The sequence below is a fragment of the Gardnerella swidsinskii genome (assembly GCF_023277705.1).
Taxonomy (GTDB): domain Bacteria; phylum Actinomycetota; class Actinomycetes; order Actinomycetales; family Bifidobacteriaceae; genus Bifidobacterium; species Bifidobacterium swidsinskii.
The window spans coordinates 972,732-998,061 of record NZ_CP083176.1; the positions used below are offsets into that span (position 1 = coordinate 972,732).

Annotated in this window: 21 protein-coding genes and 1 tRNA gene; 14 read left to right on the forward strand and 8 right to left on the reverse strand. The window is 42.9% G+C overall.

The genetic code is table 11. The annotated features are described in order from the left end of the window. Window positions 1-12 precede the first annotated feature (12 nt). From K9E37_RS03775 to nucS, 6 genes are all read left to right on the forward strand, one after another. Window positions 13-1,080 carry an aspartate-semialdehyde dehydrogenase gene (locus tag K9E37_RS03775; protein ID WP_004109990.1) on the forward strand — a complete coding sequence of 356 codons (1,068 nt, stop codon included), beginning with the start codon at window positions 13-15 and terminating at the stop codon, window positions 1,078-1,080. 52 nt (window positions 1,081-1,132) lie between these two features. Further along, window positions 1,133-1,753 carry a DUF5701 family protein gene (locus K9E37_RS03780; RefSeq protein WP_004109989.1) on the forward strand — a complete coding sequence of 207 codons (621 nt, stop codon included), beginning with the start codon at window positions 1,133-1,135 and terminating at the stop codon, window positions 1,751-1,753. A 109-nt stretch (window positions 1,754-1,862) separates the two neighbouring features. Then, window positions 1,863-2,564 carry an ABC transporter ATP-binding protein gene (locus tag K9E37_RS03785; protein ID WP_004105770.1) on the forward strand — a complete coding sequence of 234 codons (702 nt, stop codon included), beginning with the start codon at window positions 1,863-1,865 and terminating at the stop codon, window positions 2,562-2,564. Between the two features lie 13 nt (window positions 2,565-2,577). Then, window positions 2,578-5,331, forward strand: a complete 2,754-nt coding sequence (locus K9E37_RS03790) for an ABC transporter permease (protein ID WP_410309354.1) — start codon at window positions 2,578-2,580, stop codon at window positions 5,329-5,331. 237 nt (window positions 5,332-5,568) lie between these two features. Beyond that, the gene (locus K9E37_RS03795) at window positions 5,569-7,002 is read left to right on the forward strand and encodes an amino acid permease (protein ID WP_100066729.1); all 1,434 of its coding nucleotides are present in this window, start codon (window positions 5,569-5,571) and stop codon (window positions 7,000-7,002) included. 36 nt (window positions 7,003-7,038) lie between these two features. Next, a complete protein-coding gene (gene nucS, locus K9E37_RS03800) occupies window positions 7,039-7,746 on the forward strand; it encodes an endonuclease NucS (RefSeq protein ID WP_064621458.1) in 708 nt (235 codons plus the stop codon). A gap of 97 nt (window positions 7,747-7,843) precedes the next feature. On the opposite strand, the gene K9E37_RS03805 is transcribed toward nucS, so the two are convergent. After that, complete coding sequence (locus tag K9E37_RS03805; protein ID WP_248893062.1) at window positions 7,844-8,833, reverse strand: FKBP-type peptidyl-prolyl cis-trans isomerase; 990 nt, start codon at window positions 8,831-8,833, stop codon at window positions 7,844-7,846. Window positions 8,834-8,912: 79 nt separating this feature from the next. Between K9E37_RS03805 and K9E37_RS03810 the strand changes: the two genes are divergently transcribed. From K9E37_RS03810 to K9E37_RS03825, 4 genes are all read left to right on the forward strand, one after another. Next, window positions 8,913-10,709, forward strand: coding sequence for a hypothetical protein (locus K9E37_RS03810; protein WP_004109974.1), 1,797 nt, complete (start codon window positions 8,913-8,915; stop codon window positions 10,707-10,709). After that, the gene (locus K9E37_RS03815; RefSeq protein ID WP_004109972.1) at window positions 10,702-11,766 is read left to right on the forward strand and encodes a DUF8094 domain-containing protein; all 1,065 of its coding nucleotides are present in this window, start codon (window positions 10,702-10,704) and stop codon (window positions 11,764-11,766) included. Before K9E37_RS03810 ends, K9E37_RS03815 begins: the two co-directional genes overlap by 8 nt. A 41-nt stretch (window positions 11,767-11,807) precedes the next feature. Further along, window positions 11,808-12,833 (forward strand): tetratricopeptide repeat protein, encoded by a 1,026-nt coding sequence (locus K9E37_RS03820; protein ID WP_102703311.1) that lies wholly within the window; start codon window positions 11,808-11,810, stop codon window positions 12,831-12,833. 283 nt (window positions 12,834-13,116) lie between these two features. Further along, window positions 13,117-13,455 (forward strand): hypothetical protein, encoded by a 339-nt coding sequence (locus K9E37_RS03825; RefSeq protein WP_004109968.1) that lies wholly within the window; start codon window positions 13,117-13,119, stop codon window positions 13,453-13,455. A gap of 735 nt (window positions 13,456-14,190) precedes the next feature. On the opposite strand, the gene K9E37_RS03830 is transcribed toward K9E37_RS03825, so the two are convergent. Further along, window positions 14,191-14,739, reverse strand: a complete 549-nt coding sequence (locus tag K9E37_RS03830; RefSeq protein WP_231130963.1) for a hypothetical protein — start codon at window positions 14,737-14,739, stop codon at window positions 14,191-14,193. A 78-nt stretch (window positions 14,740-14,817) separates the two neighbouring features. Here K9E37_RS03830 and K9E37_RS06450 point away from each other — a divergent pair, with 78 nt between their 5' ends. Beyond that, window positions 14,818-14,940 carry a hypothetical protein gene (locus K9E37_RS06450; protein ID WP_255358933.1) on the forward strand — a complete coding sequence of 41 codons (123 nt, stop codon included), beginning with the start codon at window positions 14,818-14,820 and terminating at the stop codon, window positions 14,938-14,940. A gap of 408 nt (window positions 14,941-15,348) precedes the next feature. On the opposite strand, the gene K9E37_RS03835 is transcribed toward K9E37_RS06450, so the two are convergent. Beyond that, complete coding sequence (locus K9E37_RS03835) at window positions 15,349-16,641, reverse strand: MFS transporter (RefSeq protein ID WP_076002578.1); 1,293 nt, start codon at window positions 16,639-16,641, stop codon at window positions 15,349-15,351. Then, window positions 16,625-17,113, reverse strand: a complete 489-nt coding sequence (locus tag K9E37_RS03840) for a hypothetical protein (RefSeq protein ID WP_226988337.1) — start codon at window positions 17,111-17,113, stop codon at window positions 16,625-16,627. Before K9E37_RS03840 ends, K9E37_RS03835 begins: the two co-directional genes overlap by 17 nt. A gap of 384 nt (window positions 17,114-17,497) precedes the next feature. Between K9E37_RS03840 and K9E37_RS03845 the strand changes: the two genes are divergently transcribed. Beyond that, window positions 17,498-17,863 carry a hypothetical protein gene (locus K9E37_RS03845; protein ID WP_162861110.1) on the forward strand — a complete coding sequence of 122 codons (366 nt, stop codon included), beginning with the start codon at window positions 17,498-17,500 and terminating at the stop codon, window positions 17,861-17,863. Window positions 17,864-17,978: 115 nt separating this feature from the next. On the opposite strand, the gene K9E37_RS03850 is transcribed toward K9E37_RS03845, so the two are convergent. The 3 genes from K9E37_RS03850 to K9E37_RS03860 all read right to left on the reverse strand — a co-directional run bounded on the left by K9E37_RS03850 (window position 17,979) and on the right by K9E37_RS03860 (window position 23,656). After that, on the reverse strand, window positions 17,979-21,380 hold the full coding sequence (locus K9E37_RS03850) for an LPXTG cell wall anchor domain-containing protein (protein WP_009993957.1): 3,402 nt from the start codon (window positions 21,378-21,380) through the stop codon (window positions 17,979-17,981). A gap of 185 nt (window positions 21,381-21,565) precedes the next feature. Beyond that, window positions 21,566-22,624 (reverse strand): GumC domain-containing protein, encoded by a 1,059-nt coding sequence (locus K9E37_RS03855; protein ID WP_004109958.1) that lies wholly within the window; start codon window positions 22,622-22,624, stop codon window positions 21,566-21,568. A 198-nt stretch (window positions 22,625-22,822) separates the two neighbouring features. Further along, a complete protein-coding gene (locus K9E37_RS03860; RefSeq protein WP_033888551.1) occupies window positions 22,823-23,656 on the reverse strand; it encodes a tyrosine-type recombinase/integrase in 834 nt (277 codons plus the stop codon). Window positions 23,657-23,822: 166 nt separating this feature from the next. Here K9E37_RS03860 and K9E37_RS06470 point away from each other — a divergent pair, with 166 nt between their 5' ends. Continuing rightward, window positions 23,823-24,068, forward strand: coding sequence for a helix-turn-helix domain-containing protein (locus K9E37_RS06470; RefSeq protein WP_226988350.1), 246 nt, complete (start codon window positions 23,823-23,825; stop codon window positions 24,066-24,068). Here K9E37_RS06470 and K9E37_RS03865 read toward each other — a convergent pair. Next, a tRNA-Met gene (locus K9E37_RS03865) sits at window positions 24,028-24,101 on the reverse strand. The two genes, K9E37_RS06470 and K9E37_RS03865, sit on opposite strands and share 41 nt — an antisense overlap. 155 nt (window positions 24,102-24,256) lie before the next feature. On the opposite strand from K9E37_RS03865, the gene K9E37_RS03870 reads away from it, so the two are divergent. After that, window positions 24,257-25,288, forward strand: coding sequence for a homoserine O-succinyltransferase (locus tag K9E37_RS03870; RefSeq protein ID WP_076002579.1), 1,032 nt, complete (start codon window positions 24,257-24,259; stop codon window positions 25,286-25,288). The last annotated feature ends 42 nt before the right edge of the window (window positions 25,289-25,330 follow it).

Genomic DNA, 25,330 nt, shown 5'->3' on the forward strand with positions numbered 1-25,330 from the left:
AAGGGAGTCTCGATGACAATTATCAACGAAAAAGGCGTGAACGTGGCAGTACTTGGCGCAACTGGCCAAGTTGGTATGGTAATGCGTCGAGTGCTTGACGAGCGTGATTTCCCAATAAAAGATTTACGTTTTATGGCTTCTGCTCATTCTGCTGGCACAGTTTTGCAATATCGTGGCAAAGACGTAGTTGTAGAAGATGTAGAAAAAGCAGATTTGCACGGAATTGATATAGCTATTTTTTCTGCAGGCGGCGGAACTTCAAAAATTTGGGCTCCGGAATTCGCTGAAGCTGGCGCAATTGTAGTAGATAATTCTTCGCAATGGCGTATGCATAACGATGTGCCTTTGGTAGTTGCGGAAGTAAATCCTGAAGATTTAGATACTATTCCAAGAGGAATAGTAGCAAATCCAAATTGCACAACTATGGCTTGCATGCCTGTATTAAAGCCGCTTGCTGATGCTTTTGGATTAAAACGTTTAATAGTTTCGTCTTATCAAGCTGTTTCTGGTGCCGGTCGAGCCGGTGCTTTGCAACTCATGAATGAGGCTCAAGCTGCATTAAACCAAGGAGCAGATAAACTCGTTTTCGACGGTAGTGCAATAGATTTCCCTGAGCCTACAAAAGTTGCTCGTACTATTGCTTTTAATGTAGTGCCTTTTATTGGTTCAATAGTTGATGACGGATCTGAAGAAACTGACGAAGAACAAAAATTGCGCAATGAAAGCCGTAAGATTTTGCATTTGCCAAATCTTGCAGCCTCATGTACTTGTGTGCGAGTAGGTGTTTTCACTGGTCACGGCATGAGTGTAAACGCTGAGTTTGAGCATGATGTAACTCCAGACATGGCTCGCGAAGTATTGAGCAATGCTGAAGGAGTTGAACTTAACGATATTCCTACTCCTCAGCTAGCAGCCGGAAAATCTGCAAGTTATGTTGGCAGAATTAGGAAAGATCAAGCAGTAGATGGAAATAAGGGATTGGCACTTTTTATCACTAACGATAATTTGCGAAAAGGTGCTGCATTAAATGCTGTGCAATTGGCGGAAATTATTGCTAAAAAGCGTAATTTCCTAAACTAATTATGGTTATATTGCGCTCGCGATTATGTAAGATTTTGCGTAAACTGGAATTATGTCAATAGCATCTGAAGAAATACAGCAGCAACTCGATCGTATAGTGGCACTTGGGTATCCAGATGTGGCTGATATGAGTGCCAATGCTTTTCGTAAGTTGGCAAATCCTATATTATGTGCGCTTGAAAATAGTAGTTTAGGTGCGAATATTTTATTGATTCCTACGCGTGAATTAGTTTCGCCTGAATCGTTGATTTCTCGGACGAGTATTAATCGCATGGCTGGATTCACTACTATGCCTCCGCGAGATATCATAAGTTTTCTTCCTAAAGACGGGTATGAGTTTCCTGAAGGTCCGTTCTATATAGTTGTCGATCCGCATACTGGCTCATCGTATTTGAATCGAGAGCCTGATGTTGCTCGTAAGCTTATTGATTCTGATGAGCGTTTGCCTCTTACGCTGGAAGAAGGGCTTGCTATTGCAACACAACATCCAGATTGGCTTGAAAGCAAGAATGGATTTAATTTGCTTGGTTCGCAAAGCGCAGATGGGCGTGTGCCAAGTATATGGATGAGTCAATGTGCTCCGCGTTTAGGTGCTGTCTGGCCAAATTCTCGTCATACTTGGCTTGGTAATGCGTATTGCATGGAAAGATGTGGAGTGTCATCGCTGAAGTAAGTTAGCGAATTTTGCGCTCATTTAGTAAAATAGTACGAAATATAACGGTAGATAATACAAATAAATAGAAGTTGAATTTTTATAGTTTCTCATATTGTGAAGGTGTGTTGTGGCATATATAACTTTTGATCATGTAGTGAAAGAATACCCATCAGGTTCTGGTGCTGTGCGAGCTTTAGATGATGCCAGTTTTACTGCACAGAGCGGTGAGCTTACAGTAATTTTAGGTGCATCTGGCGCGGGAAAAACTACAGCATTAAATATTTTGGGTGGTATGGATACTGCAACAAGCGGTCGTGTTGTTGTTGGCGATTGCGATGTTACTAAGCTAAAAGGTCGTAATTTGGTTCGCTACCGCAGAGAAGACATTGGTTTTGTTTTTCAATTTTATAATTTAGTTCCAAATTTAACTGCTCTTGAAAATGTAGAGTTAGCTTCGCAAATTTGTGCAGATCATTTTGACCCTGCTCAAACGCTTATTGATGTTGGCTTGAAAGAAAGGCTACATAATTTCCCAGCTCAACTTTCTGGCGGTGAGCAGCAACGCGTATCTATTGCGCGAGCTCTTGCTAAAAAACCTAAATTATTGTTATGTGACGAGCCTACTGGTGCCTTGGATTATGAAACAGGTAAGGCAGTATTGCAATTATTGCAAGATATTTGCCGAACTGAAGGCATGACAGTGCTGATTATTACTCATAATGCTGCCATTGCTCCGATGGCTCACAAAGTTGTTCGTTTCCGTTCTGGAAAAGTTGTAGACGAAACTGTGCAAGAACATCCTATGGCTATAGCCGATATTGAGTGGTGATTAGGTGGTTGTTATGCGGAAAGTAACAGCAGTTTCAAAGCAATCTGATAATAAAAACGCCAATAATGGCAGTGAAGGTAAGCGCACGCACTCATTGCTGCCAATAGTATTTATTAGCGCAATTAGAATGTGGGTTCGCGAATGGCGTCGCTTCTGTGTTCTTGCGGTTATTGCAATGCTTGGCGTTGCTGTTATGACTGGTATTTATGCAGGCTGCAACGACATGTTTCTCGCTACTAACGATATGTATGCGAAATTGCATGCTTATGATTTGCAAATCGTATCTACTCTTGGTTTAACTAAAGACGATGTTGCAGCATTACGCGCGTTGCCAAGTGTGAGTGAAGTTGAAGCAGAGCGTTCTTGGAAAGCAACAGCACACGCGACAGATGATGCAAAGTCTTCATACGCAATGAATTTCGTGCATTATGTAGAATCGCAAAAAAATCTTAATCGTTTGCATTTGCTTAAGGGCAATATGTCTAAAAATAATAGTGAAGCTGTTGTAACTCAGCGATTTTTACACGATAGTGGCTTGAGCATTGGCAATGTGATAGTAGTCAACATGCAGCAAAATGTGGACGTTGGAAATCTTGATTCTTCTAATTCAAAGTCTAAAACTTATCGTTTGCGCATAACTGGTAGCGTGCTAGATAGCAACGATTTAAACAATCCTGATGGCTATCAATCTAAAGCATTTCGTAACTCTGTGACGTCTAGATATCCAATATTTACTTCTGCTGCTCCTGATAACGTGACCGGCTTGCCGTATACAGCAATATCGGTACGTTTGAATGATACTCAACATGTCAATGTTTTTTCTAAAGATTATCGGGGCATTGTCGACGATGCATCTGAACAGATTCAAGAACGCGTGCAATCTAAGCGAGAAACAGCTCGACGTAATCAAATTATCGACAACCAAGTTAACTCAGAATTAAAAAACATTATTGCAAACGATCCTAGACTTCAGCGCGCTCCAAATTTTGTTAAAGAGCAAGCAAAAAAGCAAATTCGTAAACAAATTAAGTCAGAGATTCAAAAACGTGTTCCTCAAGCTCAATGGCATATATCTACTCGTATAGCTAACGATAGTTATGCTAGTTTGCGTTCTGACGTTGCTTCAATACAGTCACTTGGATACGCTTTCCCGGCAGTATTTCTTGTTGTAGCAATGATGATGAGTTTAACTGCTATGGCTCGTATGGTTGAAGAAGAGCGAGGGCTTATTGGCACATACTTAAGTTTGGGATACGGTCGTTCTACTGCAGTAACAAGACATGCTTTCTTCGCAATATTTGCGTGCTTTGTTGGCGGCGGAATTGGCGATATTATGGGTTTTCTTGCAATCCCTTCACTTTTACTAAAAATCTTGCGTGGTTTATACGCCGTTCCAGACGTTAGGTTGAAGTATGACTGGCTATATGGCTCTTTGTGTGTGCTAGCATTTGTGATTCCTGTTGCAATATGCACAATCGTTGTTAGTTGGCGAGAAACAAAGCAAGTTCCTGCAGCTTTGTTAAGACCAAAAGCTCCAAAAGCTGGTTCTCGCGTTCTTCTTGAAAGGTTGCCTTGGATTTGGAAGCGAATGAGTTTCTTAAATAAGGTTACTGTTCGCAATTTGGCGCGATTCAAAGGCAGATTGTGCATGACTATTGGTGGAGTTGCCGGTTGCACAGCGCTTATTGTTTGCGGTCTTGCTTTGAACGATACTGTTGCGACCTTGGGTATTCGCCAATACGAGGGAATTTATCGATACGATATGATTTCTATCTCGGCTCCAGGATCTTTCCAAAATATGAAGAAAAGCGTTGAGCAAGACAAGTCAAATAATAAAGTAGAAACTATACTTCCGGCTTATGTGGGCTCTGGAGAAATAGCTAAAAATCAATCAAATAAGTCGAATAGTCGTCATGTTGAGGATGCGGAAAGCGTGCAGTTGATTGTTGTAAAAGACACAAAAGCTTTGTCTCATCTTGTAAATTTGCAGGATGTGAACAATAATTTGCAAACTGTTAAACTTACGGATGAAGGTCCGTTGCTTTCTCAAAGCGCTGCTGCATCTCTGGACATTACTCGTGGTAGCGAAATTAATGTGACGAATACTAGTTTTAAACGTGCGAAGGTTAAAGTTAAAGCTATTGTTCGTAATCTTATCGGTTCTAATATTTACATGACTGAACATTGCTACGAACGCTTATTTAATGGAGAAAACAGTAAGCTTTTGAAACATAATGCGTTAATTTTGCGTTTGCGAGGTAGCGATAATAATAAAATTAAATATGCCGACAAGGTTTCTGAACGTGACGGTGTGCTTGCTGTTATGAATATTACGCGTATGAAGCATGCTTTTAGTTTTGATCTTATGAATGCTGTTGTTGCTTTAATCGTAACTTTGGCTGCTGGCTTAGCTTTAGCTGTGCTTTTTACTCTTGCAAGTACTAATATTTCGGAACGTACTCGCGAAATGGCTACGCTGAAAGTTCTTGGTTTTTATCGTAGAGAAGTTCATTCCTATGTGCATAAAGAAATGCTTACTTTAACTGTTATCGGCATTGCAGTTGGATTGCCATTAGGAAGGCTTATTGCAGGATTGTTGACTAGCGCGCTTCGTATGCCGTCTTTGTATTTTGAAGTTGAAGTAGCTCCTTTAAGCTATTGCATTGCTGGCGTTGCAACACTAATTTTTGCGTTAATTGTGCAATGGGCTACCAACCCAGCTTTGGATCGCATAGATCCAGTAAGCTCACTTAAAAGTGTGGAATAGTTGCGCGAATTGTGGAATGCGTAATGAATAGTTAAGGGTTCCTATAAAATTAGAAATTCGTGGCTATTAAGGAACGGAGTTGTAATAATGAGTGAGACTGTGAATAGTGACATTAATGTAGGTTCTAAACAAACAGAATCTGCAGAGACGCACAATAGCACATCTTCTCATAATCAATCTTCAAACCAATCTTCTCGCGTATCTGCGCAAGAAAATGCAAGTAGCAATGCAAACCAAATGGAGCGTAGTCTTACCAAGCGTCACGTGCAATTTATTGCTATTGGTGGCACTATTGGCACAGGCTTATTCCTTGGTTCCGGAAAATCTATTAGCTTAACAGGTCCTAGTATCGTATTCGTTTACATTATTGTGGGCTTGATTATGTTCCTGCTGATGCGTGGCATTGGCGAACTTATGTATAAGGATCCGAACCAGCATACTTTTATTAGTTTTATTACACGTTATCTTGGCAGAGGTTGGGGTAATTTTGCCGGATGGTCGTATTGGTTTGTGCTTGTACTTATTGGTATGAGCGAAATTACGGCAGTTAGTACGTATTGTGTCACATTCTTCCAAACTTTCGATATTGACGTAAGTCATTGGAAATGGCTGATAGAAGTAGTATTTTTAGCGGCTTTAGTGTGCATAAATTTGGTAGCTGTAAAGCTATTTGGGGAAACTGAGTTTTGGTTCTCAATGATTAAAATTACGCTAATTGTTGCTCTTATTGTCACAGCCGTAGTTATGGCTTTAATTGGTTACCATTACTCTGCAACTCCTTTGCATGGTGGTGTAATGAGTCCTGCTGGTCACGCTGGATTAGATAATATTTTCAACAATTTCTCGCTTATGCCAAATGGCTGGCTTTCCTTCTTAATGAGCTTCCAAATGGTGTTTTACGCGTACCAGCTTATTGAGTTTGTTGGTGTGACTGTTTCGGAAACTAAGAATCCTCGCCAGGTTTTGCCAAAGGCTGTTAACGAGATTATTGTACGCGTTCTGGTTTTCTATGTTGGTGCTCTCATAGCGATTATGCTTATTGTGCCGTGGCAACAGTTTAGGGCTACGAATGCGGAAGGCGTATTTATGTCACCATTCATTATGGTGTTCCAATACGCGGGATTGCATTGGGCTTCTGCGCTTGTGTTCTTTGTGGTTATTACAGCTGCTTCTTCTGCGCTTAATTCTTTGCTGTATTCTGCTGGTCGCCACATGTATCAAATCGCGCTTGAGTCACCTTCGCCTCTTTTGGGTAAGTTGCGTAAGGTTTCACGCACGAAGGTTCCTGCTCGCGCGATTTTGTTCTCGTCTGCTTTGATTCTTCTTTCACCAATTATTAATTCGATCCCTGGTATTCATGGTGCGTTTATTTTGTTTGCTTCGGCTTCTTCGGCAGTGATAATCATGATTTATATTTTGATTATGGTTACGCATCGTAAATACCGTGAATCTGCTGATTTTATGCCAGACGGCTTCGTTATGCCGCATTATAAGCTTTTGAATTCTCTTACTATAGCGTTCTTTGCTTTTGTGTATGTGACTTTGTTTATTAGCGACGATACGCGAGCTTCTGCAATTGGCGGACTAGTGTGGCTCGTATTGTTCGGCGGATACTGCGCCTTACATCAACATTGGCAGAATCGCGATTTAGCTGAAGCTTTGGGGAAGTAAGGTACTTCTTTACTTGATTTCTGTTATGCTTGCTGTGTGCGAATTATTGTTGCAGATTGCAGTGCAGAGTATACAGGTAGGTTAAATGCCACGCTTCCTTTAGCTAAGCGAGTGTTGCTTATTAAAGCAGATGGCAGCGTACTTATTTTTTCTGAGCTTGGTGCATATAAACCTCTTAATTGGATGGTAGCTCCTTGTAGTATGCGTGTTTTACGTAAAGAAGATAGCGGCGAATCCGATGCTGGCGTTGTTGTAGATGGCTGTATTTTGCGTGTTGCTGCCGCTAAAAGCGATGATTTGCTTATGGTTTCGCTCGAGCATGTTTATAGCGATAATACTTACGATTTGGGTGAGGATCCTGGCTTAATTAAAGATGGTGTTGAGGATCATTTGCAACGTTACTTGGCTGAGCAGATTGAACGAATCGGCGATGGTGCAACGTTGGTGCGCCGTGAGTATCCTACGGCTATCGGCCCAGTGGATATTATGGCTCAGGACGCGGATGGTGTACATGTCGCTATTGAGATTAAGCGGCATGGCGGTATCGACGGCGTTGAGCAACTTACGCGTTATTGTGAGTTGCTGAATAGAGATCCGTTACTTAAGCCGGTTAGAGGTATTTTTGCTGCGCAAACTATTAGTCCGCAAGCTCGCGTTTTGGCTGAGGATCGTGGATTTACTTGCTTAATATTGGATTACGATGAAATGCGTGGAGTCGAGTCCAACGATCTTCGTCTGTTCTAAATATGTGTTCTAAATATGTAAAAACCCCTCGGGAAGGAGGGGTTTATTATTTATGAATCGCTAGTTAATTCTGCAACAGTTTGCAAAATTACAAATCTCACGAAGCATAGAGAATATCGACTACAAAGTACAGCGTGGCATTTGCAGGAATAGTTACGTTTCCGCGCGCGTCCTTCTTTTCTTCTTTACCGTAGCCATCTTCTGGTGGGATTACCAAAAGAACTTGGGAGCCAACTTTCTTTCCAGTTAAGCCTTTAGTCCAACCAGGGATTACTCCTCCAGCAAGTTGGAAGTCTGCAGGTATGCCACGAAGCCAAGAAGAATCAAATTGATGCAATTTGCCGTCTTTATCAGTAGTCCAGCCAGTGTAATGAGCAGAAACTGTGTCTTTTGCAGTTACTTTTTTGCCGGTTCCTTCAATCAAAGTCTGAGAAACAAGCTTTCCGTCTGGAACGTAGTTATTTTTATCTAAGGTTGGTGCTCCAGATTTATCAAGAGTTACCTTCGGCAAATTTGCGGGAATATTCGTAACAGCCTTGCCCGTTGCTCTAGTTATAGCCTTTGATCGCGAAACCATTGTAAGAACCATAACATATGAAGGATTTTTATATCCTTCACTTACGCCAAAAGCAATAGTTGTATTAATTTTCTTACCTTTAATCAAAGCGTAATATGAGCGGCTTGTAGAATTTTTATTAATGTAAATCGAGCAATCAGCTTTGCCTTTTTCCCAAGTATTCATAAGCTCTTTGCCGGTTTTGGAGTCGAACACAATGCCCTGAGAGCATACGCGATCGCCTTCTTTAATTGTTTCTCCGTTGCCTCGTTGCAAAACAGCATAAGTATTTTGCTTTACTTTTACAGGCGTTTTCAGCGTTATTTTAGGCTTTTTCCCAAGTGCTCCAGATGCGCTTACGCCTTCCAGCAACTGCATTCCAGCTTTTTGAGCGTTCTCATCAGTTAAATTGTTTTTGTTGTTGGAACTTTCTCCGCATGAAGCGAGTACTACACACATTGCCACTGCACTAATAGTTGCAAAAGTGCGAAGCAAAAAGGATTTTTGTTCTAATGTTTTGATTTTTTTCATAGCCTCACATTACCGCTTGACGCTGATTTTTACATCAAAACATGCAAGTAATATTAAAAGACTGTAGAATGGTATCGTTATGACAAATATAGAAGATGCTTCTGATACAGAAGGACGACCAATGCGACGACCAATGCGACGGCTCACTTTGCGCAGTAAAATCATGCGCGGCGTTGTAGCTCCATTTTTTGCTTTGCTTGCAGTATTAAGCGTTGTTCTTGGAGTTGCTAACGCAACATTTTGGAAGCCTAGCAACGTTGTTATTGCGTACGCTAACGTATCTGGAACTCGTTATATTGTCACTGATCCTGGTGTTTTGAATCTTGTAGATAACAGGGTTCGTATTAGTGTTGCTGCTTTGCATACGCGTAAGCCTATTTGTGTTGCTGTAGGTTTAACGAAAGACGTAAGAGGCTGGGTGGCAGGTTCTCCAGTACAAAGAATTACTGGTTTGCGTGATTGGAATAATCTTTCAGTTTCTGAAGTGTCTGGTAAAACCTCTGTGCAAGCGGGTGACTCTGTGGACATTAAGGATCCTGACGTAAAATTCCAAGAATCTAATTTATGGCCTATAGTTACATGCCAGCTTGGTTTAGCGAAATTGGCAATAAATACTGCAGATTATGTTCAATCTTCTGGTTCTGCGTCGTATGACCATGCTGTTGCAAGCGGCACAATGCCTAAATCGGGCACTCGCGCTAGTAAGTCAAATAGTCATGATGCGTCTTCTTCTTCACTGCGCTCGCAGGCTGCTAGACGTGTTTTGCTAATTGATTTGGGGGATAATGTGCCGGAAGCTTCCGTAGAATTGCGGTGGCGTCGTAATCAAATTCCAGATTTTGCAACGCCTTTATATTTTGTAGGAGTGCTTTTTGCAGTATTAGCTATACTTTCTGCAACTATTTTTGCAATGGCTCCGCATCGTCGTCGTAATAAGCAATTAATAGCTAGCCGTTCAGGAGTGTTGGCAGTAAAGTCTGCACAGCGTGACGAAGTCACCTTTGCTGAGGCGATTTCTGGAACCATGTCTGGTATTTTTGGTCACAAACGACACAAGAAGGATTCTGGAAGCCACGCAAGGCATGGAGATCATGCGCGTCGTCGCAAAGATTCAATGCAAAGCGGCGACTCAAATGGTATGCAAACTCGAATTGCGTCTGCTTCTACAGCGGTTGCATCTACTGATTCTTTGGCTGAAACTACTGTTATTGCGCAAGATGAAATGCTTGCGTTTGCCACGCGCTTTATGCAGCAACATGACGATAATTCTTATTTAGATGATTTAGACAATGCTGATGATGAATTTAATGATTTGCACAATCAGGATGCTGCGGCAAACGGAGAAGATTTAGCAAATGCGGAAGATATAGGAAATGCGAAATATTCTGGAAATTCAGCAGAATCAGCAAATTCAGAAAATAAGCAATATAAGCGGAATTCTCAGAATATTAAGACTCCGCGAAATAAGAAAAAATCTTACGCAAGCGCGTCGGATGGCAATAGTCTGAACGATTATAAGAATAAGCGTCAGCAGCAAAATAAGTATGCACAGCAGAATAACAAGAGGCGTAATCGTCAGAACGATAGAAATAATGCTAATAATTCTGAAAAGTTTGCAAAGAAACGTTTAGAAACGGTCAAGCCTTCAGATAGTAATAGCAAGATTTCACATGAATCTAGTAAGAAAAAGCTTAATGAGCACGAAAACTATCGCAACTCAGAATCAAACAAACGTCAAAATTCGTCTAAAAATAGCAACGATAAGCAATCTCGCATAAAACGAAATGGGTTTAGAGGAGACGGCGGTAACGGTCGCTACAGAAAAAATGGGAAAGGCTACCGCGGTAATTCTTCAAGTGAGCGAGGAAATGAGTAAAATGCGTAATAGTAATGTCGATATTCACCGAGTAAAAAGTAAAAATAGAGGCGTATTGCGCAACAACGTAGTCACATTAATAGCATGTGTTGTATCAACGGTTATGGTAACCGGATTATCTGCTTGCGATGGGCAGGTGCCGAAACCTGCTGAAGCGCGTAGTAATCAAGAGTTACCTAATGTGACTATGCTGCAAGAAAAAGATATCCGCTTGGGGTTGCTTCGCACTCTAGAAAAGGCAAACGACGAAAAAGATGTGGATTCATTATCTCAAGCAGTTTCTGGACCTGCTCTCGATATTCGTACGAGCGAGCTTACGATTGCAAACAAAACTGGAAACTTAGATCCTAAGGCCACTATTCCGCGTGAAGCCGCGCAAACTATTGTGCCAACTAATTCTGGTTGGCCAAGAGATTTAATGACTATTACAACTACTACTAAAGATCAGCAGTCAAAACGTTTGCTGGTTTTACGTCAACAGAGAGCGCGTTCGAATTATAAACTTTGGGCTGTTGCGCGCTTATTCCCTGGAGTGCATCTTCCTAAATTTGCTGTGCCAAGTATTGGTTCTTCAATGGGTAAATCTAACGATACTGGTTTGGTGATGACTCCAGATGAAGCGGTAGCTGCGTACGCTGACGTTTTACAAAATGGTGAAAACAGCAAGTACGCAAAGCATTTTGCTGACGATTATTTGCGTAAAAAGTTAGTTGAACTTTCTAAAGCAGTGCAAGCTGGAATGGAGCGAAATAAAGGCTCTCAAGAACAAGTCTTTACACCAAATCTCAAACAAATAAGCATTATGCGTTCAAGCGATGGAAGTGATTTGGTTGTTGCGCGCATAGATTCTGTGTGGACTCGTAAAGCTGGTGAAGGGCGTGAATCTCGTCCTGCTTCTGATGAAGAAAAAGCATTATTTGGCGACGGTAAAGCAAAAGGTACTATGCGAGTAACTTACGTAAATGTTATTGCTCTAGTAGTTCCTCCAGCTAGTTCTCATATGAAGATTATTCCTGTTGGTGCTGAGCGTCAGCCTATTAAGGTAGAAGCTTTATAAATTTTGTAAGTGCAATGTAGTGTGCTTGGAAAAGAGGAAAAATGGTGAGTAGCAAAGCGCAAGGCATGAATCCTGGCGGATTTTCGCTTGCTGGGGCTGTAGATTTAGAAGGCGTAAAGCGTCGTGTAGAAGCTCAAGCTAAGCAAGCTGCTAAAGCTGCGTCGGGTTCTACTGGTTCTTCTGCTCCAAAAGCTGGCGGCTATGTAATCGATGTTAATGAGCAGTCTTTTCAGGCGATGGTGCAAACGTCTGTAAGTTTCCCAATTGTTATTTTGCTTTGGCAAGCTAATGACGAGGCCTATTATGATGTGGCGCAGAAATTAGCGGATGCTGTTAACGCGCTTGACGGTCGTATGCAGTTAGCTCGTATCGACTCTGATGAAAGCCCAAGTATTGCTCAAGCATTGCAAGCGCAGCAGCTTCCTGCAATTTACGGTTTAATTGGCGGACGCCCTATGCCTATTGCGCAAGGTTTACCTAGCGATGAGGAATTACAGCAGATTTGTGGCACTATTTTGCCGCAATTGGTTCAGGTTGCTGAACGCTCTGGTGTTGCTGGAACTGCTCCTTTTGTGGAATCCTCGGTTGAGAAAAAGTCTGAAACGTCTAAAGATGCAGATCAAGATAGTTCCGAGAATAATTCTGTTGAGAGTGTTCCACCTGCTCATGAGCAAGCTCATTCGCTTGCTATGAAGGGTGATTATGAAGGTGCTGCACGTGAGTATGCAAAAGTAATGGAAGCGGATCCTCATGATGTGCTCGCATCGCGTGAACATGCAAAAGCTTTGTTGCTTTCGCGTAATACTAATACTGATGTTGCTGCGGTTAGAAAGGCTGCTGGCGATAATAAGGATGATTTAGATTCGCAGCTTGCAGTAGCAGATGTAGATATGATTGACGGTCATATTGATGACGCTTTTGGGCGACTGCTTGACTTCCTTGCATCTGGTCATAAGAGTGATGCGGATGCTATTCGTTCTCGTATGCTTGAGTATTTTGCCATACTTCCTGCAGATGATGCTCGATTAGCGCGCGCTCGCCGTCGCCTTGCAATACTTCTTTATTGATTCTTATGAAGATGACTTGTATTTTGGCGATTGCAGATTGACTGACTTATGCGTTATTAAATAAAAAAGCCAAGAACCACAACAATCGTGAGAAATTCGTGTGATTCTTGGCTTCAGTAGCGGGGCATGGATTTGAACCATGGACCTCTGGGTTTCCTAACTAATCTCTTACAAAGCCACAAATTTTAATATCTTTCCTTTCCTAAAAATTAAGATAGCTCAGAGCAATACCTCTGAGCTATCGAATAAGCCTTTTCATCAAGAAACAATGCGGAGTCTTTTGATGAAAGTACTTAATATTTTAACCAACCCAGATGATAACGTCAACGATCTTGTAACGTTTAATGCTCCTTCCGCAGCTCTCCAGTTTGACGAGGAAAAACGGGAAGAGATTCGCTCTCTTAATCCTGATGCTCAAATGAATTGGGCACATACTACTACGCAACAGTTGCGCGAAAAACTTGTCACAACGATTGATAGCGTAGAGCTTGCTAACAATAATGTTGCAGACTTCTGCATTGCATTAAATACGGCGCTTTCTGGTGAAGCATGGGCTATTCTTGGAATAAGGCGGGCTCTAGTTGGGAGACATAGTCTTTATCGAGTGTCCAGTTGTGGATGAAGCGTAGGTCGCACGAGTTTTCGTATGTGTTTTCAAGCTCGCTTATGGGGTGGATGGTGTATCCGGTTTTTTGCGCGTCTTGCTCATCTTGTGTGTTTTCGCAGATGTAGATTTTGTGGCATCCGTCGTATGCGAAGCTTGTGCCGGTGACTGGCTTGCTGTTAATTTTCATTCTTGTTTTCCTTTCTACTTGTATATGATTTTTCTTATGGTTTGGTTTTATATAAAAACCCTGGTGTGATTATTTTTCGTTCGTGTTGTTGAACACTGGAAGGGACAAAAACGGAATGCGCTGGAGCCAACCCCTTGCGGGCCCTAGCTTCGCGCGTGTCCGTAACGCGAGTGGAGGACGCGGGGAAGTTGGCGGAAGTGACCCGTTTTTTAGAGTGGGAAGTGTCAAGAACACGTCATAAAAAGCAAAAAATGAGAGTACACCGCAGGTGTTCCATGCGATGATAATGGGTCTGCCGCCATGATAGTGGTGGCAGATTCTTTGTTCTGCTGGTGGCGGCTGGTTCACACATCTTTGTGTGAACTTATGGAAGCATAGTAGCCACCCTTCTCGCGTGGTAATAGCGCGGCTTGCTCCTGGGGGTAATGCCCTAAAATTTATGGAATTTTGTTCAGGGCATGCCCTAGGGGTAAGACGCGCCCCGCGCGGGAGGGTGGCTGCGATAAGCCACCAGGGGCTGGCAGAAAAAGTTGCGCTTCTTTTTCTGCCAGCAAACCCTCTGCTTACTTCTGGCACCAGTGGGGTGTGATGTGGTGAAGGAGCGCTGTAGTAGTGATGCGTGCAAGCCAGTACTTCTCGTCTATCGTGAGTGCTTTCTGGGCTGTGATACGAGCGTTTGTCGTGTCATTTTTCAGCCAATACAAGTATGACAGTGTGCCATAGACTGTGACAGTTTCCCTCTGACTTAATCCTTTAAGTTCCAGCATGGTGGTCAGCAGTGCTATTGCACGATGGATGCGCCGTGTGTCGAGGGTGAAATTGTCATCTCTAAAAACCAGGTCGAGGCTTGAACGCACATAGTGGACAGTTTTCTCAGCGAATGGGTGCTCAACGTTATCGAGGAAGTCTTGCATGGTGCAGCCATGGAAACTATCAATAAGGAACATGTCACGCACGATGAGGAGACTGCTTAATGCTTGGATACCGTAGCGTAGTGTGTTCTCGTCCAATCCTTTCGTGGTAAAGCCTGCTAGGTAGTTGTGGAATGCTACGAGAGCTTCTACCTCTCCTATTAGGAGTGTGACCGTGTGGTCGCTGTTGATGGTAACCATTTTTTTTATCCTTTCCTTGTGTGTTGGTAGTTCCAGGGCAGGCACACCCGTAAACCCACAAGAACACTCCCAGTCCTTGTGCGACGCTCCAGGCTCGACTCCGGTCAGCCCGTGGAACATGTTGTGGAATGGGCTGGCAGGGGTGAGCTTGTTGGGTGGCGTGACAAGGCTGGCGTGTGGTCTTTGGACTGGGTGTGCTAGCCTCTGGGCTACCAACACGAGAAAGTGGGGGCGGCGACCGGTGGCAGCATTCTTGCTGCGCCACAACAGTACAGTCTCCACGAGTGAAACTCGTGGAGACAATAGCCGCCCAGACTTTTTAGTGGATCCGGGTATGGTGCTGATATTTCTTTTAATTCTCATGATGTTAGTCAAAAGAATTTACAGACGGGACATCAGTTATAAATATCCTAGATATAGATGTTGGTGCTATTTGCTCACGGCACAAATGAACACTCTATGACAGATAAAGTATGGTTCACTCGGTTAACTTAGATGTCTGAATTGAAAGCGTTCTAATTTAAAAATAAGCTGCGCTGTGAAACTTCTGTAGTGAACTTTCACAGCGCAGCTTGTAGTTGTGCTCGTATTTACAATATTTATTGCATCTTATTCTGCTTTAATTGAACGCAATCGCTTATCGAATATGCAGATAAGCACCAGTATAAAGTGGATAAGAGCAGCTATGACAATTATTCCTGACTCTGCATGTAGAGATGGAATGGTCATGTGGGAATAAGCGTAATCCCATAGCGGATAGCTTACTGCTCCTATAGCGGCAACAACTGAGATGAATACAGACATTACCTGTCCAACGAGATTATCATCTACTGCATGAATAAATACTGTTTGGAATGGTGGATTTACTACTCCTTGGAAGAAAGCAAAAAGGAAACCAAACACGGCTGCTGCTATAGCGTTAGGCGCTAATGCCAGTCCTATTATAGAAAGAGTCACTAGTATATGTGAAAGAGTGAGTAGCATAGAGAAGGACATTTTGCTGGACACTTTTGGCGCGATGAGATAGCTGAGGGCATACCCAAGTGACATTGCGCTTAAATACCAGCCATATCCTTCTGCACTATGTAGAACCATTGAGAATAAGAGGACTCCAGCAAAGCTTATGCCAGTAGATGCGATAGCTTCGAGTATTGCAAATGGAGCTAAAGTCCTGTACGTTTGGTTTTTTACAAATGTTGCCATTCCCCTAGCCCAAGTTGCCAAAAAGCCTTGAGAATATTCTGGATTTTCATCTGCGACGTCTGAAGTATAAATTCCGGTTCTAACTGCATGCTTGTAAATAAAATAAATAAAAATTATTATTCCTGCTAATGCGATAGTTTCTGTAAATAGAATTGGAATGTATAAATATTTACTACTCGCAAAACCTGCAACTGCTGGTCCTACTAATGTACCCATGAGGCTTGTAAAGCGAAGAAGTGAAAGAACATTAATAAGATCATCATTTTTTGTTACACGATTAACAAAGGAAGTAATAGCAGGAAAATAGAAAGTATCACATGCTGTCGTAACCATTACAAGTATACAAACACACCAAAATAGGAGCAACTTGTTAGCAGATGGGGTTGAGAAGGATACCGATACAATTGCGATAATACATAATCCCGCAATCATTCTTGCTAAGCATGCAGCAACTGTTGTCCTGAAAATTCCTACATGCTCAGCTAGTGCTCCTGAGAAAAGGCCTGCTACTAATTCACTTATTGCAGTGAGGGTGAGGTAAAGCGATAAATAATGGCTTGACTGCTGAAAACCGATAAAAAGTGAGTTCAATAGCCATAATTGAATAGTAGTTGAGGCTAGTGTAGTTGCATAGTTAGAAAGAAAATCACTAGCTGCTAAACGCAGATATCCGCGGTAAGGTTTAAATAGATTCGTCAAGGTTTGCTCGTTTCGCGAAATTACATTGCCAAATTATTGCTTGAGAGATGCTATCGGCACTAGTAGTGAAGTATGTTGTAAAGTCGTCGTTATCCCAAATCTGTTGCTGTAGGTTCTTGTCATCACGCACTGTGCTAAAGAGTTGAATAATCTGCTCGACGCAAGATAATGTTTTCTTTATATAGAAGTATTGTTGTGCGAAATCGACTTCTACTTGCTCTCCAGGGATAGTCGTATGTATTTCTTGGAATGTCCGTAGCAAATCAATTGTTTTAATAAGCGATATTTTACATGTTTCGAAATATTCTTGTATTGAATGGATGGTGGATGTTTTCGCTGTGTTTGTACTGACGATAGTGGCTTCAAGTGCAGCATTTGCTTTGAAAAAATATTCTGTTGCTTCAAATAGAGAAGCGCAATATGCTGCACTTGATTTCACATACTCATCAAACATTTCTTCGTACGAAGTCATGTTCATTATTAACCTTTGGTGTGAATATGTGCGGATAAACTATGCCTAAATCATATGAGGATATGGTCGAGGTCGTGGGTTGATTCCGCCGCGCTTGCTATTCTTGTTCATCTTTGCCTCCTTTCATAAGAACAATGCTGTATCTTATTTGCATATTCATCTATGAAGATACAAATAATCCTAATACAGGATTCGCATTCTTTCCAAGTGTGTCTCTTATTGTGGAATAATTTTATATAAAAATTAGTAGTACATTATTAGACCTTAACTATTTACCAGTCTCAGCTCGTAGTACGTGTTTTCTGATATCCCTACTGTTTGGCAGAGTCCGGCTATTCGTATGTCAGGATTCTTTCTGTGGAATTGGTGGATAAGGTGTAACGCTTGGCTTCAATCAAAACCCTCAACTCTGCTCGCCATCTGGTCGAGGAATATGCTGACTTGCTTGTGTACTTGTTCTGGCATGCCGGACTGTGTGTAGTCGGTGTTTTCCCGCCTGTTGATGCAGCGTTCAATCCTTTTGCTCCCGATGAGGGTGGACGGCATTCCAGCCTGTGCAAAAATAACAGACGGTCTGACACCGTTATCGTATTGCTGGACAGCGTCTTTGTGGAATTGGCTTGTGTAGTAGATTCGTGTGGCTGTCGCGTGTTTGATAGCTGGAAGACTGTTGAGATAAGCACGTTGACTAGGGGTAAAGGCTGTGTCTTTTCTACTCATGAGTATGAACCGTTACGTGTGAAAGATTAATAAGAAATCAATAGAGGAAGAAGAGAATATAGAGTGAGGGGCCACACCATTGCACGGAGATAGTCCCGTGTGCATGTGCGACCCCTCGCCAGTTAATACTAAGCGTGTTTACGGGTTAATGCTTACGAGCATTTTCCTTGTTACGCTTAGTGATCATGATGCTTGCTCCTGCGCCCAGGGCTGCAAGAGCAGCGATAGCGATAGACACGACCGCGCTACCAGTCTGAGCCAATGGTGCAGCAGTAACACCGTTCCAATCATCAGAATCTTCGACTGGAGTGTCATAGCACACACCCGTATTACCACCATTACCATTATCTCCACCGTTTGGGTCGAATGGGTGATCGTTATGGGATGCGCATGGCACGATAGGTGTACCAGTCGTGTGACCACGGTCGGTATGATTCATCGTGTTCATACCAGTCAACGTGCCCTTGACTTCTACGTATTCGCCAGGCTTTAATACCAGGTTAGACCAGTTTGCTGGATACTCCAGATTAGTTACCGTACCGGAGCCTGCGATAGTCTTATCATCTAACGTGATCTTGGTCAGGTTGACTTTACCGGTGTTGATGATACGGAACACAATCTTGGTGCCGTTCTTGGTAGACTTCAAGGCTTCGCTTGGTGTGTTACGGTCTCCCGCTTCAAGACCAGATGCTGCGTCGTACTTGATGAGTTTAATAGCAGGAGTCTGGTCTGGGGTCTTGGTCCACACCATATTGGATTCGCGTTCAACATCATTCATGGTTTCCACGAACGTGTTTTCTACGCGATCGCTTACGCCCAAACGGGTCATTTGCACGTACGCTGTCCAGGACAAGTCACTATCCATAGCAGATGCAATATCAAGGAACTGTTGTGTTGCCTCTACAGTAAACGCACCATTAGCCTCGGTGAAAGTGAAATATCCGGCATCAACACCGCTACCGTCGATACGGCTACCCTTGGAGATCACAGTGCCGTCAGCGAGCTTAATGTCGTTGTTGACATAGACTGCCCACTGGCCGGTTAGCTTGTCAAACTTTTCATCATAATCATCCACGATGCGCCAATTCTTGATCTGCTTGTAGGCACGGTTACCAGCGATCTTGGAGCTATCGAGACGATACAAGAACTGATGATCCTTATAAATACTCTTACCATTCGCACTTTCGCCATTAACCTTAACAGTCACATCCTTCTTCGGGTTAATAACCTTTAACGGGTTAGTTACCGTGTTCGTTACATCCTTGCGATCGTTTGTAATCTGGGTGGCAGTGTTCTTCACTACATACCCGTCCTTGACCTGCTTGACTGTCATAGGAAGCACGATGGTGTAATCCTGACCAAGGAGAGACTGGTCGATTGCAGGATCCTTTGTCACATCCAATACCTTGCCAGCGTAGGCCTTTAAATCTGTTGGTTGTGGATCCCCTGGAAGAATATCTCCGAGATACTCCGTGTCTACGGTCTTAGCGAACACGTAGACGACACCATCCTTAACCTGGATATTGAACTTGTTGGTGACGTCCTTACCGGCTGCGTCTAGGATTTCGATATTCTTGTCATTGAGCTGCAAGTACTCATCATCATAGTCATCGATCATGCCGAGACGGTGAACCTTATACGCAGTGTCCTTCAACGTGGCTGCGCTTAAAGTGAGACGGTAGTAAATATCGTCTCCTACGTATGCGGTCTTGCCATCAATATTGATACCAGTCTTGGTTTCATCCTTCTTTTCAGGCTTTGGCTCTACCGGCTTATTCGATACCACGTTAGACGAGGTCAAACTATTGTTGAGTTTCAAACCCCACTGATTATCCACACTATGGTCTGTTGGAGCGTTCTTGGATACCGTGCCTTCGAAACGAACCTGGAAACGATGCTTAGATCCCGCGGTCATATTCGCTGTCACGTAATCCTTGTTGAGTTCGATAGTAAACTCATGCTTCTCGGTATCTGCAGTAAGCGTGTAGTTCTTCTTACTGATGGTGCGACCGGTTTCAAGGTCACGCAGCTCGATAGTCTGCTTGTCAAGCTCAAGATACTGGTCATACGTGTCAGTGAATGCAACAGACTCGATAGCATAACTCAGGTTGTTTGGAATGGTTGGTTCGCTAGTGAGTTCGTATTCCAGCTTCTGTCCTGGCATGACACTCTTACCATTAATATCGTCCTGGTCACCACCCTGAGAGGCCTCAGATATGACTGCCTTTGCTACTGGTGGAACGTAACCACACACGTATGGTTCGTTCGTAGTCTTTGTCTTGCCCGCGGCAGACTCTGAGCCTTTATTCTTCAAACCATGAGAATTGAGGGCTGCGCCTGTGGTTGGATCAGCACAAAACTCGACTTCATCCGTAGCTTTTTTGCCTGCGTCAGCGCGTACCTGGGCTGCACCCTTACCATTTGCATAATTCGCCTTGCCTCCGATAAGCAGCGTGTATTGCATAGGGGTAGCAAGACTACGTGCAGCAGCAAGAGCTTGACTGGTCATGGTAGCAGTAATGGTCGTGCCAGCCTGTTGGATAGTGAACTGGCTTGTCACGTCAGTACCCTTAGTGATGATGTCATCGACTGAGGAGACGGTAGTTGATGCCTCAGGGATTGGAGCAGCATACACATGCACATCACTCATATCTGGATCCCACAAATAGTCAGCAGCCGTGTAATCATCAGACAGGGTGAATGTGTCGAGGCTATCTCCCAGGTTCTCGCCCAAGCTACCGTTAACCACAGAGCCGAGCTTGTCACCATCAAGGATGGTTTGGGTGTCTGCACCGGTGGTGTTGGTATGCTTCGCATCAATAACGGTTGCCCATTTGCCGTTAGAGTATTTTACCCAGGACTTATCAGGGGTAAAGTCCCACAGTTTAGGCTGGTCTTTTGCAAGAACGATAACAATCAAATCAGTATTTGGCGTACTCATACCCTGAGCAGCGAATGAAGCGAGTGTATTAGCTGAATCAATATCATCAAACACTGTGTATTCGCTACCGCCGTGATTATATTTTCTGGTACCGTTCTGTGTTTCGTTGTTCCATGCTGATAACCATTGAGCGCCAGTTGCTTGCGCGCTAGAAGTATTGTTATATTCCGGTTTTGTGATTCCTGGTCCTGCTGTTGTTGCGGTGAAGCCTACACCCCAGATGCGGCAGTCTGCCGAACCAGTGCCACCTCGCGCAGTATACTCTGTTTCACAATCACCGCGAGCCTTGGATAATGCAGCGTTAATTTGCGCTCTAGCTGCTGCTTCGCGGGTAGCAGAGCTACCGATGGCTACACCTTCTGATTGGATAGCGCGCACCACTGCTTCATTATCTGATGCGGAACCTAGGTTATCATCGGTAACCCAGAATGTATTCGATTTATATGTGCCAGATCCGCCAGTGTTTCCACCTGTCCATCCGGCACCGCCAGCGGCAAATGCGGATCCTGTCAACATTGTTGATGCGACAACGATACCAGCAAGAGCGCGATGTGAACCTTGTCGGATCTTGTCTCTCATACTTTTATGCTTAGCGAAAAGCGACATAAAAGTCTCCCTTTTTCAAATTGCTTATTATGAAATGCGAAACCAAAAAGTTTCACATTCAGTAATGAGAAAATGAAAAAATTTTATTTTATATCAATAAAAATTTGGTATTGATAAAAATGGTTGGTTTTAGAAGTCGTCTAAAACCAACCACTATGTAAAGGGAAAATGAGTAAAGATGGAAACTATTTGCTATTAGTTACATCACCGTCACCATCTGGTGTTCCATCGGTATTCCATCCAGTGCCACAGCGATAGATATATCGACATTGATTAGGTGTTCTATGTAATTCATTATATGCTTTCCCGTCAGCAAGGTATTTATCCCAGTCGACCGCACCCGAATTCTTATTCTGTGCTGGCGCACTATAAGAAGACCCACCACGAGTACTTGAACGAGGAGCTCCCGAGCTAGTACGAGCCGCAGACTGGGAACGAGCCTGCGGAGCTGCTTGCGCCGCAGCCGCTGCGGCAGCGTCTGCCTGCTGCTTCGCTTGTATACTTGCGTTTACACTGTCGATTGCGCCTTGGACTGGCTCAAGAGCCTTAGTCAAAGACTCGACGGTTGCTTTCTTATCATTCAACGCTGCGGTAAGCGTGTTTATCTGGTTTTGCAGGTTATCACGAGTAGCATTATCAGCCACTTGACCGTCTGATGAGGAGAGCAGATTATTCATCTCATCAAGCTTCGCCTTCACCATATTCTTAGCATTTTCAAGATCCTTCACATTCTTCGACTTTGTGACCTGAACGACTGAGTTTTTCAGAGCCTTAGTGGTCTTATTAAGCTGTGCTGTAGTCTTATCAAGACTAGACATGGTCGCGTTGAAAGCCTGAGTGTAGGAGATAGCACAATTCAAAGACTGCGCCTTACTTACCTTTTTACTCTTAGCATGCTGGGCTGTGAATGTGGTGTAGGTTTTAGCGTTTGCAACCTGCTCCACACTAGTCACAGTCTTAGCAGTTTCATCAGCATCCTGGCGTGTCTTCTCGTACTGTGCCCACGCTTTGGCGTACGCACTGTTTGCCTGGATGCACGCTTGAGTCTTGGAATCTCTTAAAGACTTCACACCCAGCATACTCGCAACCAGCAAAGCTATAACTACAACAACCGCAGTAGCAATGATGATAAGCTTACGCTTCTTCTTGCTCCCTGGCTTCTGGTCACCGCGACCAGAAATAGCATCTAGTCTCGTAATCTCGGTTTCTTGTTTAATAATCTGATTTTTATCCATATTAGCCATAATTATCCTTCGTCTTTCTATCTATGTTTTTACTATACGTAAATATTCAGGTGAAAGATATATACATACTTAGTGTCGTTCTAATTTTTCTTTCCTAATCTCGATAACTTTTGCTTTATACATAGTAGTGAGAATACGATTGGCAACTTTTTGATATAAAGTCAATATGCTCGTGTGCTCCCCTCATATTGTCTTGTTTTAGAGGCGAACAGCTTCTGTAATGGCACTGCTATCAGGGAATGTGAGACTGATATATATTTGAGTGGTTTCTACACTAGCGTGGCCAAGGAGTTTAGATACTAAGAGAAGGTCGTGTGTACTTTCATATGCCTTAGTGTCATATCGATGTCTGAGACTATGTGTGGAGTATCCGTTACCAAGAAGCTGAGAGATGTGATGCGCAATATAGGATGCTTCGACGTGACCGGTCCATCTGCCAGGAAACATGTATCCATGCTTGTTGGCGATGATTTGTGCGAGATCTGGCGCGATGGGGACAGTGCGTTCTTTGCGTCCTTTACCGTGTACAAGAAGCTGGGGATGAGTATTAAGCATCATAATATCGGATGAAGATACTTGTGCTATCTCACTACGTCGTAATCCACATTCTGCCCCGAGCCTGAGCATGGCTTCATACTCCTTGTTACCTCTAACTCGGGCTAAAGCACCACGAATGATGTAATCAGGACATGGATGAGGTATTGCGTATTCTTTACGAATTTTAGGTAACTTTACTGTTGGATTGACATCAATAATTTCTTCTTCAATCATGTATGAGTAAAACGAGCGTATTGTTGAAGAATAACCTTTGCGCGTTTCTCGTTTCCAGTCTTGGTGTGCAAAAAGCTCAACAAGTTGTTGTCCTGTAATATCTTCTGGTGGCTGATTAAGTAGGCGTGCAAGCCGACTGATTTTGTAGTAGCGGCATCTAATCGTATCTTCTGTATATCCACTTGCTTCAAGATATTCCAGCCAATGTGTAACATATGTTTCCCAACTATTAGGGAGTAGTTTTCTTTTGATTTTTAACATAAAAACATAGACTAGAATACGTAGAGAAAAGATTTTACGTATTGTTTCGTTACACGGTTTCAAGTCCGTTTTTTTTTACAAATACATAATATGTGATATACTATATATGTAACTAACCGATAGGATGAAAAGGCTAGTTGGTTTTAGGAAAGAAAGATGAATGATAATGGATTTGACATTGAATCAGATTGTGACAATGAATATTCGTATGCTTTTGGCGGGTCAAAGACGTACGCAAAATGAATTGGCGGAAGTATTAGATATGACACGACCGTCGGTCAATATGAGATTAAATGAAGCCACTCCATGGCGTGTTCCGGAAATAGAAAAGGCCGCAGAATTCTTAAAAGTAGAACCTACGACCTTATTCGTAGCGGGGCATGGATTTGAACCATGGACCTCTGGGTTATGAGCCCAGCGAGCTACCGAGCTGCTCCACCCCGCGTCGGCTACTTTTAGCAGCTCTATCTACGATAGGTGCAAATTTAAATTTGTCAACTTTCGGGCGTGTCTCGCTGTATTTGGTTAGAATTTTACGATTCGTGCACATGCGTGACATAGGCACAATAAACATAAACAAGTGTGGAGTATAATAAACATATGCCTATTAAGATTCCTGAAGGATTGCCAGCGCGAAGCATATTAGATGCTGAGCGAATTTTTGCATTGGAACGCCCAGAAGCAGAACAGCAGGATGTTCGACCACTTCGTTTGTTGATTTTGAATCTTATGCCCAAAAAAATCGAGACAGAAACTCAGCTTTTGAGACTCATTTCTAAGTCTCCTTTGCAAGTCGACGTCGATTTTATGAAAACTTCTACGCATGTATCAACGCATGTTAGCACTGATCATTTAGTAAAATTCTATGAAAATCTTGACGCACTTCGTAACAACTATTATGACGGATTTGTTGTGACGGGCGCTCCTGTTGAGCATATGGAATTTGAAGATGTCGACTACTGGCACGAATTTACGCAAATTCTTGACTGGGCATCAACACACGTTTTCTCAACAATGTATTTGTGCTGGGGTGCAATGGGTGCGCTTTACTATCGATATGGCGTAAAAAAGCATGTTCTCAGCAAAAAAGTTTTTGGTGTGTTCCCGCAATATTTGCAGGATGAGTACTGTTTCCTTACAAATGGTTTTGATGAAATCGCTTTACAACCGCATTCTAGAATAGCGAGTGTTGATGTTGACAGCATTTCTGCAGATCAGCGTTTGCAGATTCTTACGTATGGTCCCGAATCTGGTCCGGGCTTAGTTGCTACGCGTGATTTTTCTGAAGTTTTTGCCCTAGGGCATTGGGAATACGGCAAAATGACTCTTGCGCAGGAATATGAGCGTGACATGTTAAAAGGTTTGAGCAACGTTCCATTTCCTTACAACTATTTCCCTCATGACGATCCAAAATTAGAGCCATTATTTTCTTGGCGCGCGCACGCGAATTTGCTTTGGCGCAACTGGCTTAATTGGGTGTACGAAACTACGCCTTACAATCTTTCTGATATTCCTCATTTAAGAACTGCTGGAAGGCTTGGAACTGAACGTTCTATAAGACATGAGCCAGCTTCTCCGCGCTCCGATAATTTTTATCCATTTGACGGAGTTAAGTACGGTATGAATAAATAAATTTTGACGTTGCGTAATTTTATGTACAAGCAAAGAGTACAA

Coding starts and splice junctions, on each gene's coding strand:
- K9E37_RS03775 (WP_004109990.1), top strand. CDS start 13: ATGACAATTATCAACGAAAAAGGCGTGAACGTGGCAGTACTTGGCGCA.
- K9E37_RS03780 (WP_004109989.1), top strand. CDS start 1,133: ATGTCAATAGCATCTGAAGAAATACAGCAGCAACTCGATCGTATAGTG.
- K9E37_RS03790 (WP_410309354.1), top strand. CDS start 2,578: ATGCGGAAAGTAACAGCAGTTTCAAAGCAATCTGATAATAAAAACGCC.
- K9E37_RS03795 (WP_100066729.1), top strand. CDS start 5,569: ATGGAGCGTAGTCTTACCAAGCGTCACGTGCAATTTATTGCTATTGGT.
- K9E37_RS03805 (WP_248893062.1), bottom strand. CDS start 8,833: ATGAAAAAAATCAAAACATTAGAACAAAAATCCTTTTTGCTTCGCACT.
- K9E37_RS03810 (WP_004109974.1), top strand. CDS start 8,913: ATGACAAATATAGAAGATGCTTCTGATACAGAAGGACGACCAATGCGA.
- K9E37_RS03815 (WP_004109972.1), top strand. CDS start 10,702: ATGAGTAAAATGCGTAATAGTAATGTCGATATTCACCGAGTAAAAAGT.
- K9E37_RS03820 (WP_102703311.1), top strand. CDS start 11,808: ATGGTGAGTAGCAAAGCGCAAGGCATGAATCCTGGCGGATTTTCGCTT.
- K9E37_RS03825 (WP_004109968.1), top strand. CDS start 13,117: ATGAAAGTACTTAATATTTTAACCAACCCAGATGATAACGTCAACGAT.
- K9E37_RS03830 (WP_231130963.1), bottom strand. CDS start 14,739: ATGGTTACCATCAACAGCGACCACACGGTCACACTCCTAATAGGAGAG.
- K9E37_RS03840 (WP_226988337.1), bottom strand. CDS start 17,113: ATGACTTCGTACGAAGAAATGTTTGATGAGTATGTGAAATCAAGTGCA.
- K9E37_RS03850 (WP_009993957.1), bottom strand. CDS start 21,380: ATGTCGCTTTTCGCTAAGCATAAAAGTATGAGAGACAAGATCCGACAA.
- K9E37_RS03855 (WP_004109958.1), bottom strand. CDS start 22,624: ATGGCTAATATGGATAAAAATCAGATTATTAAACAAGAAACCGAGATT.
- K9E37_RS03860 (WP_033888551.1), bottom strand. CDS start 23,656: ATGTTAAAAATCAAAAGAAAACTACTCCCTAATAGTTGGGAAACATAT.
- K9E37_RS06470 (WP_226988350.1), top strand. CDS start 23,823: ATGGATTTGACATTGAATCAGATTGTGACAATGAATATTCGTATGCTT.
- K9E37_RS03870 (WP_076002579.1), top strand. CDS start 24,257: ATGCCTATTAAGATTCCTGAAGGATTGCCAGCGCGAAGCATATTAGAT.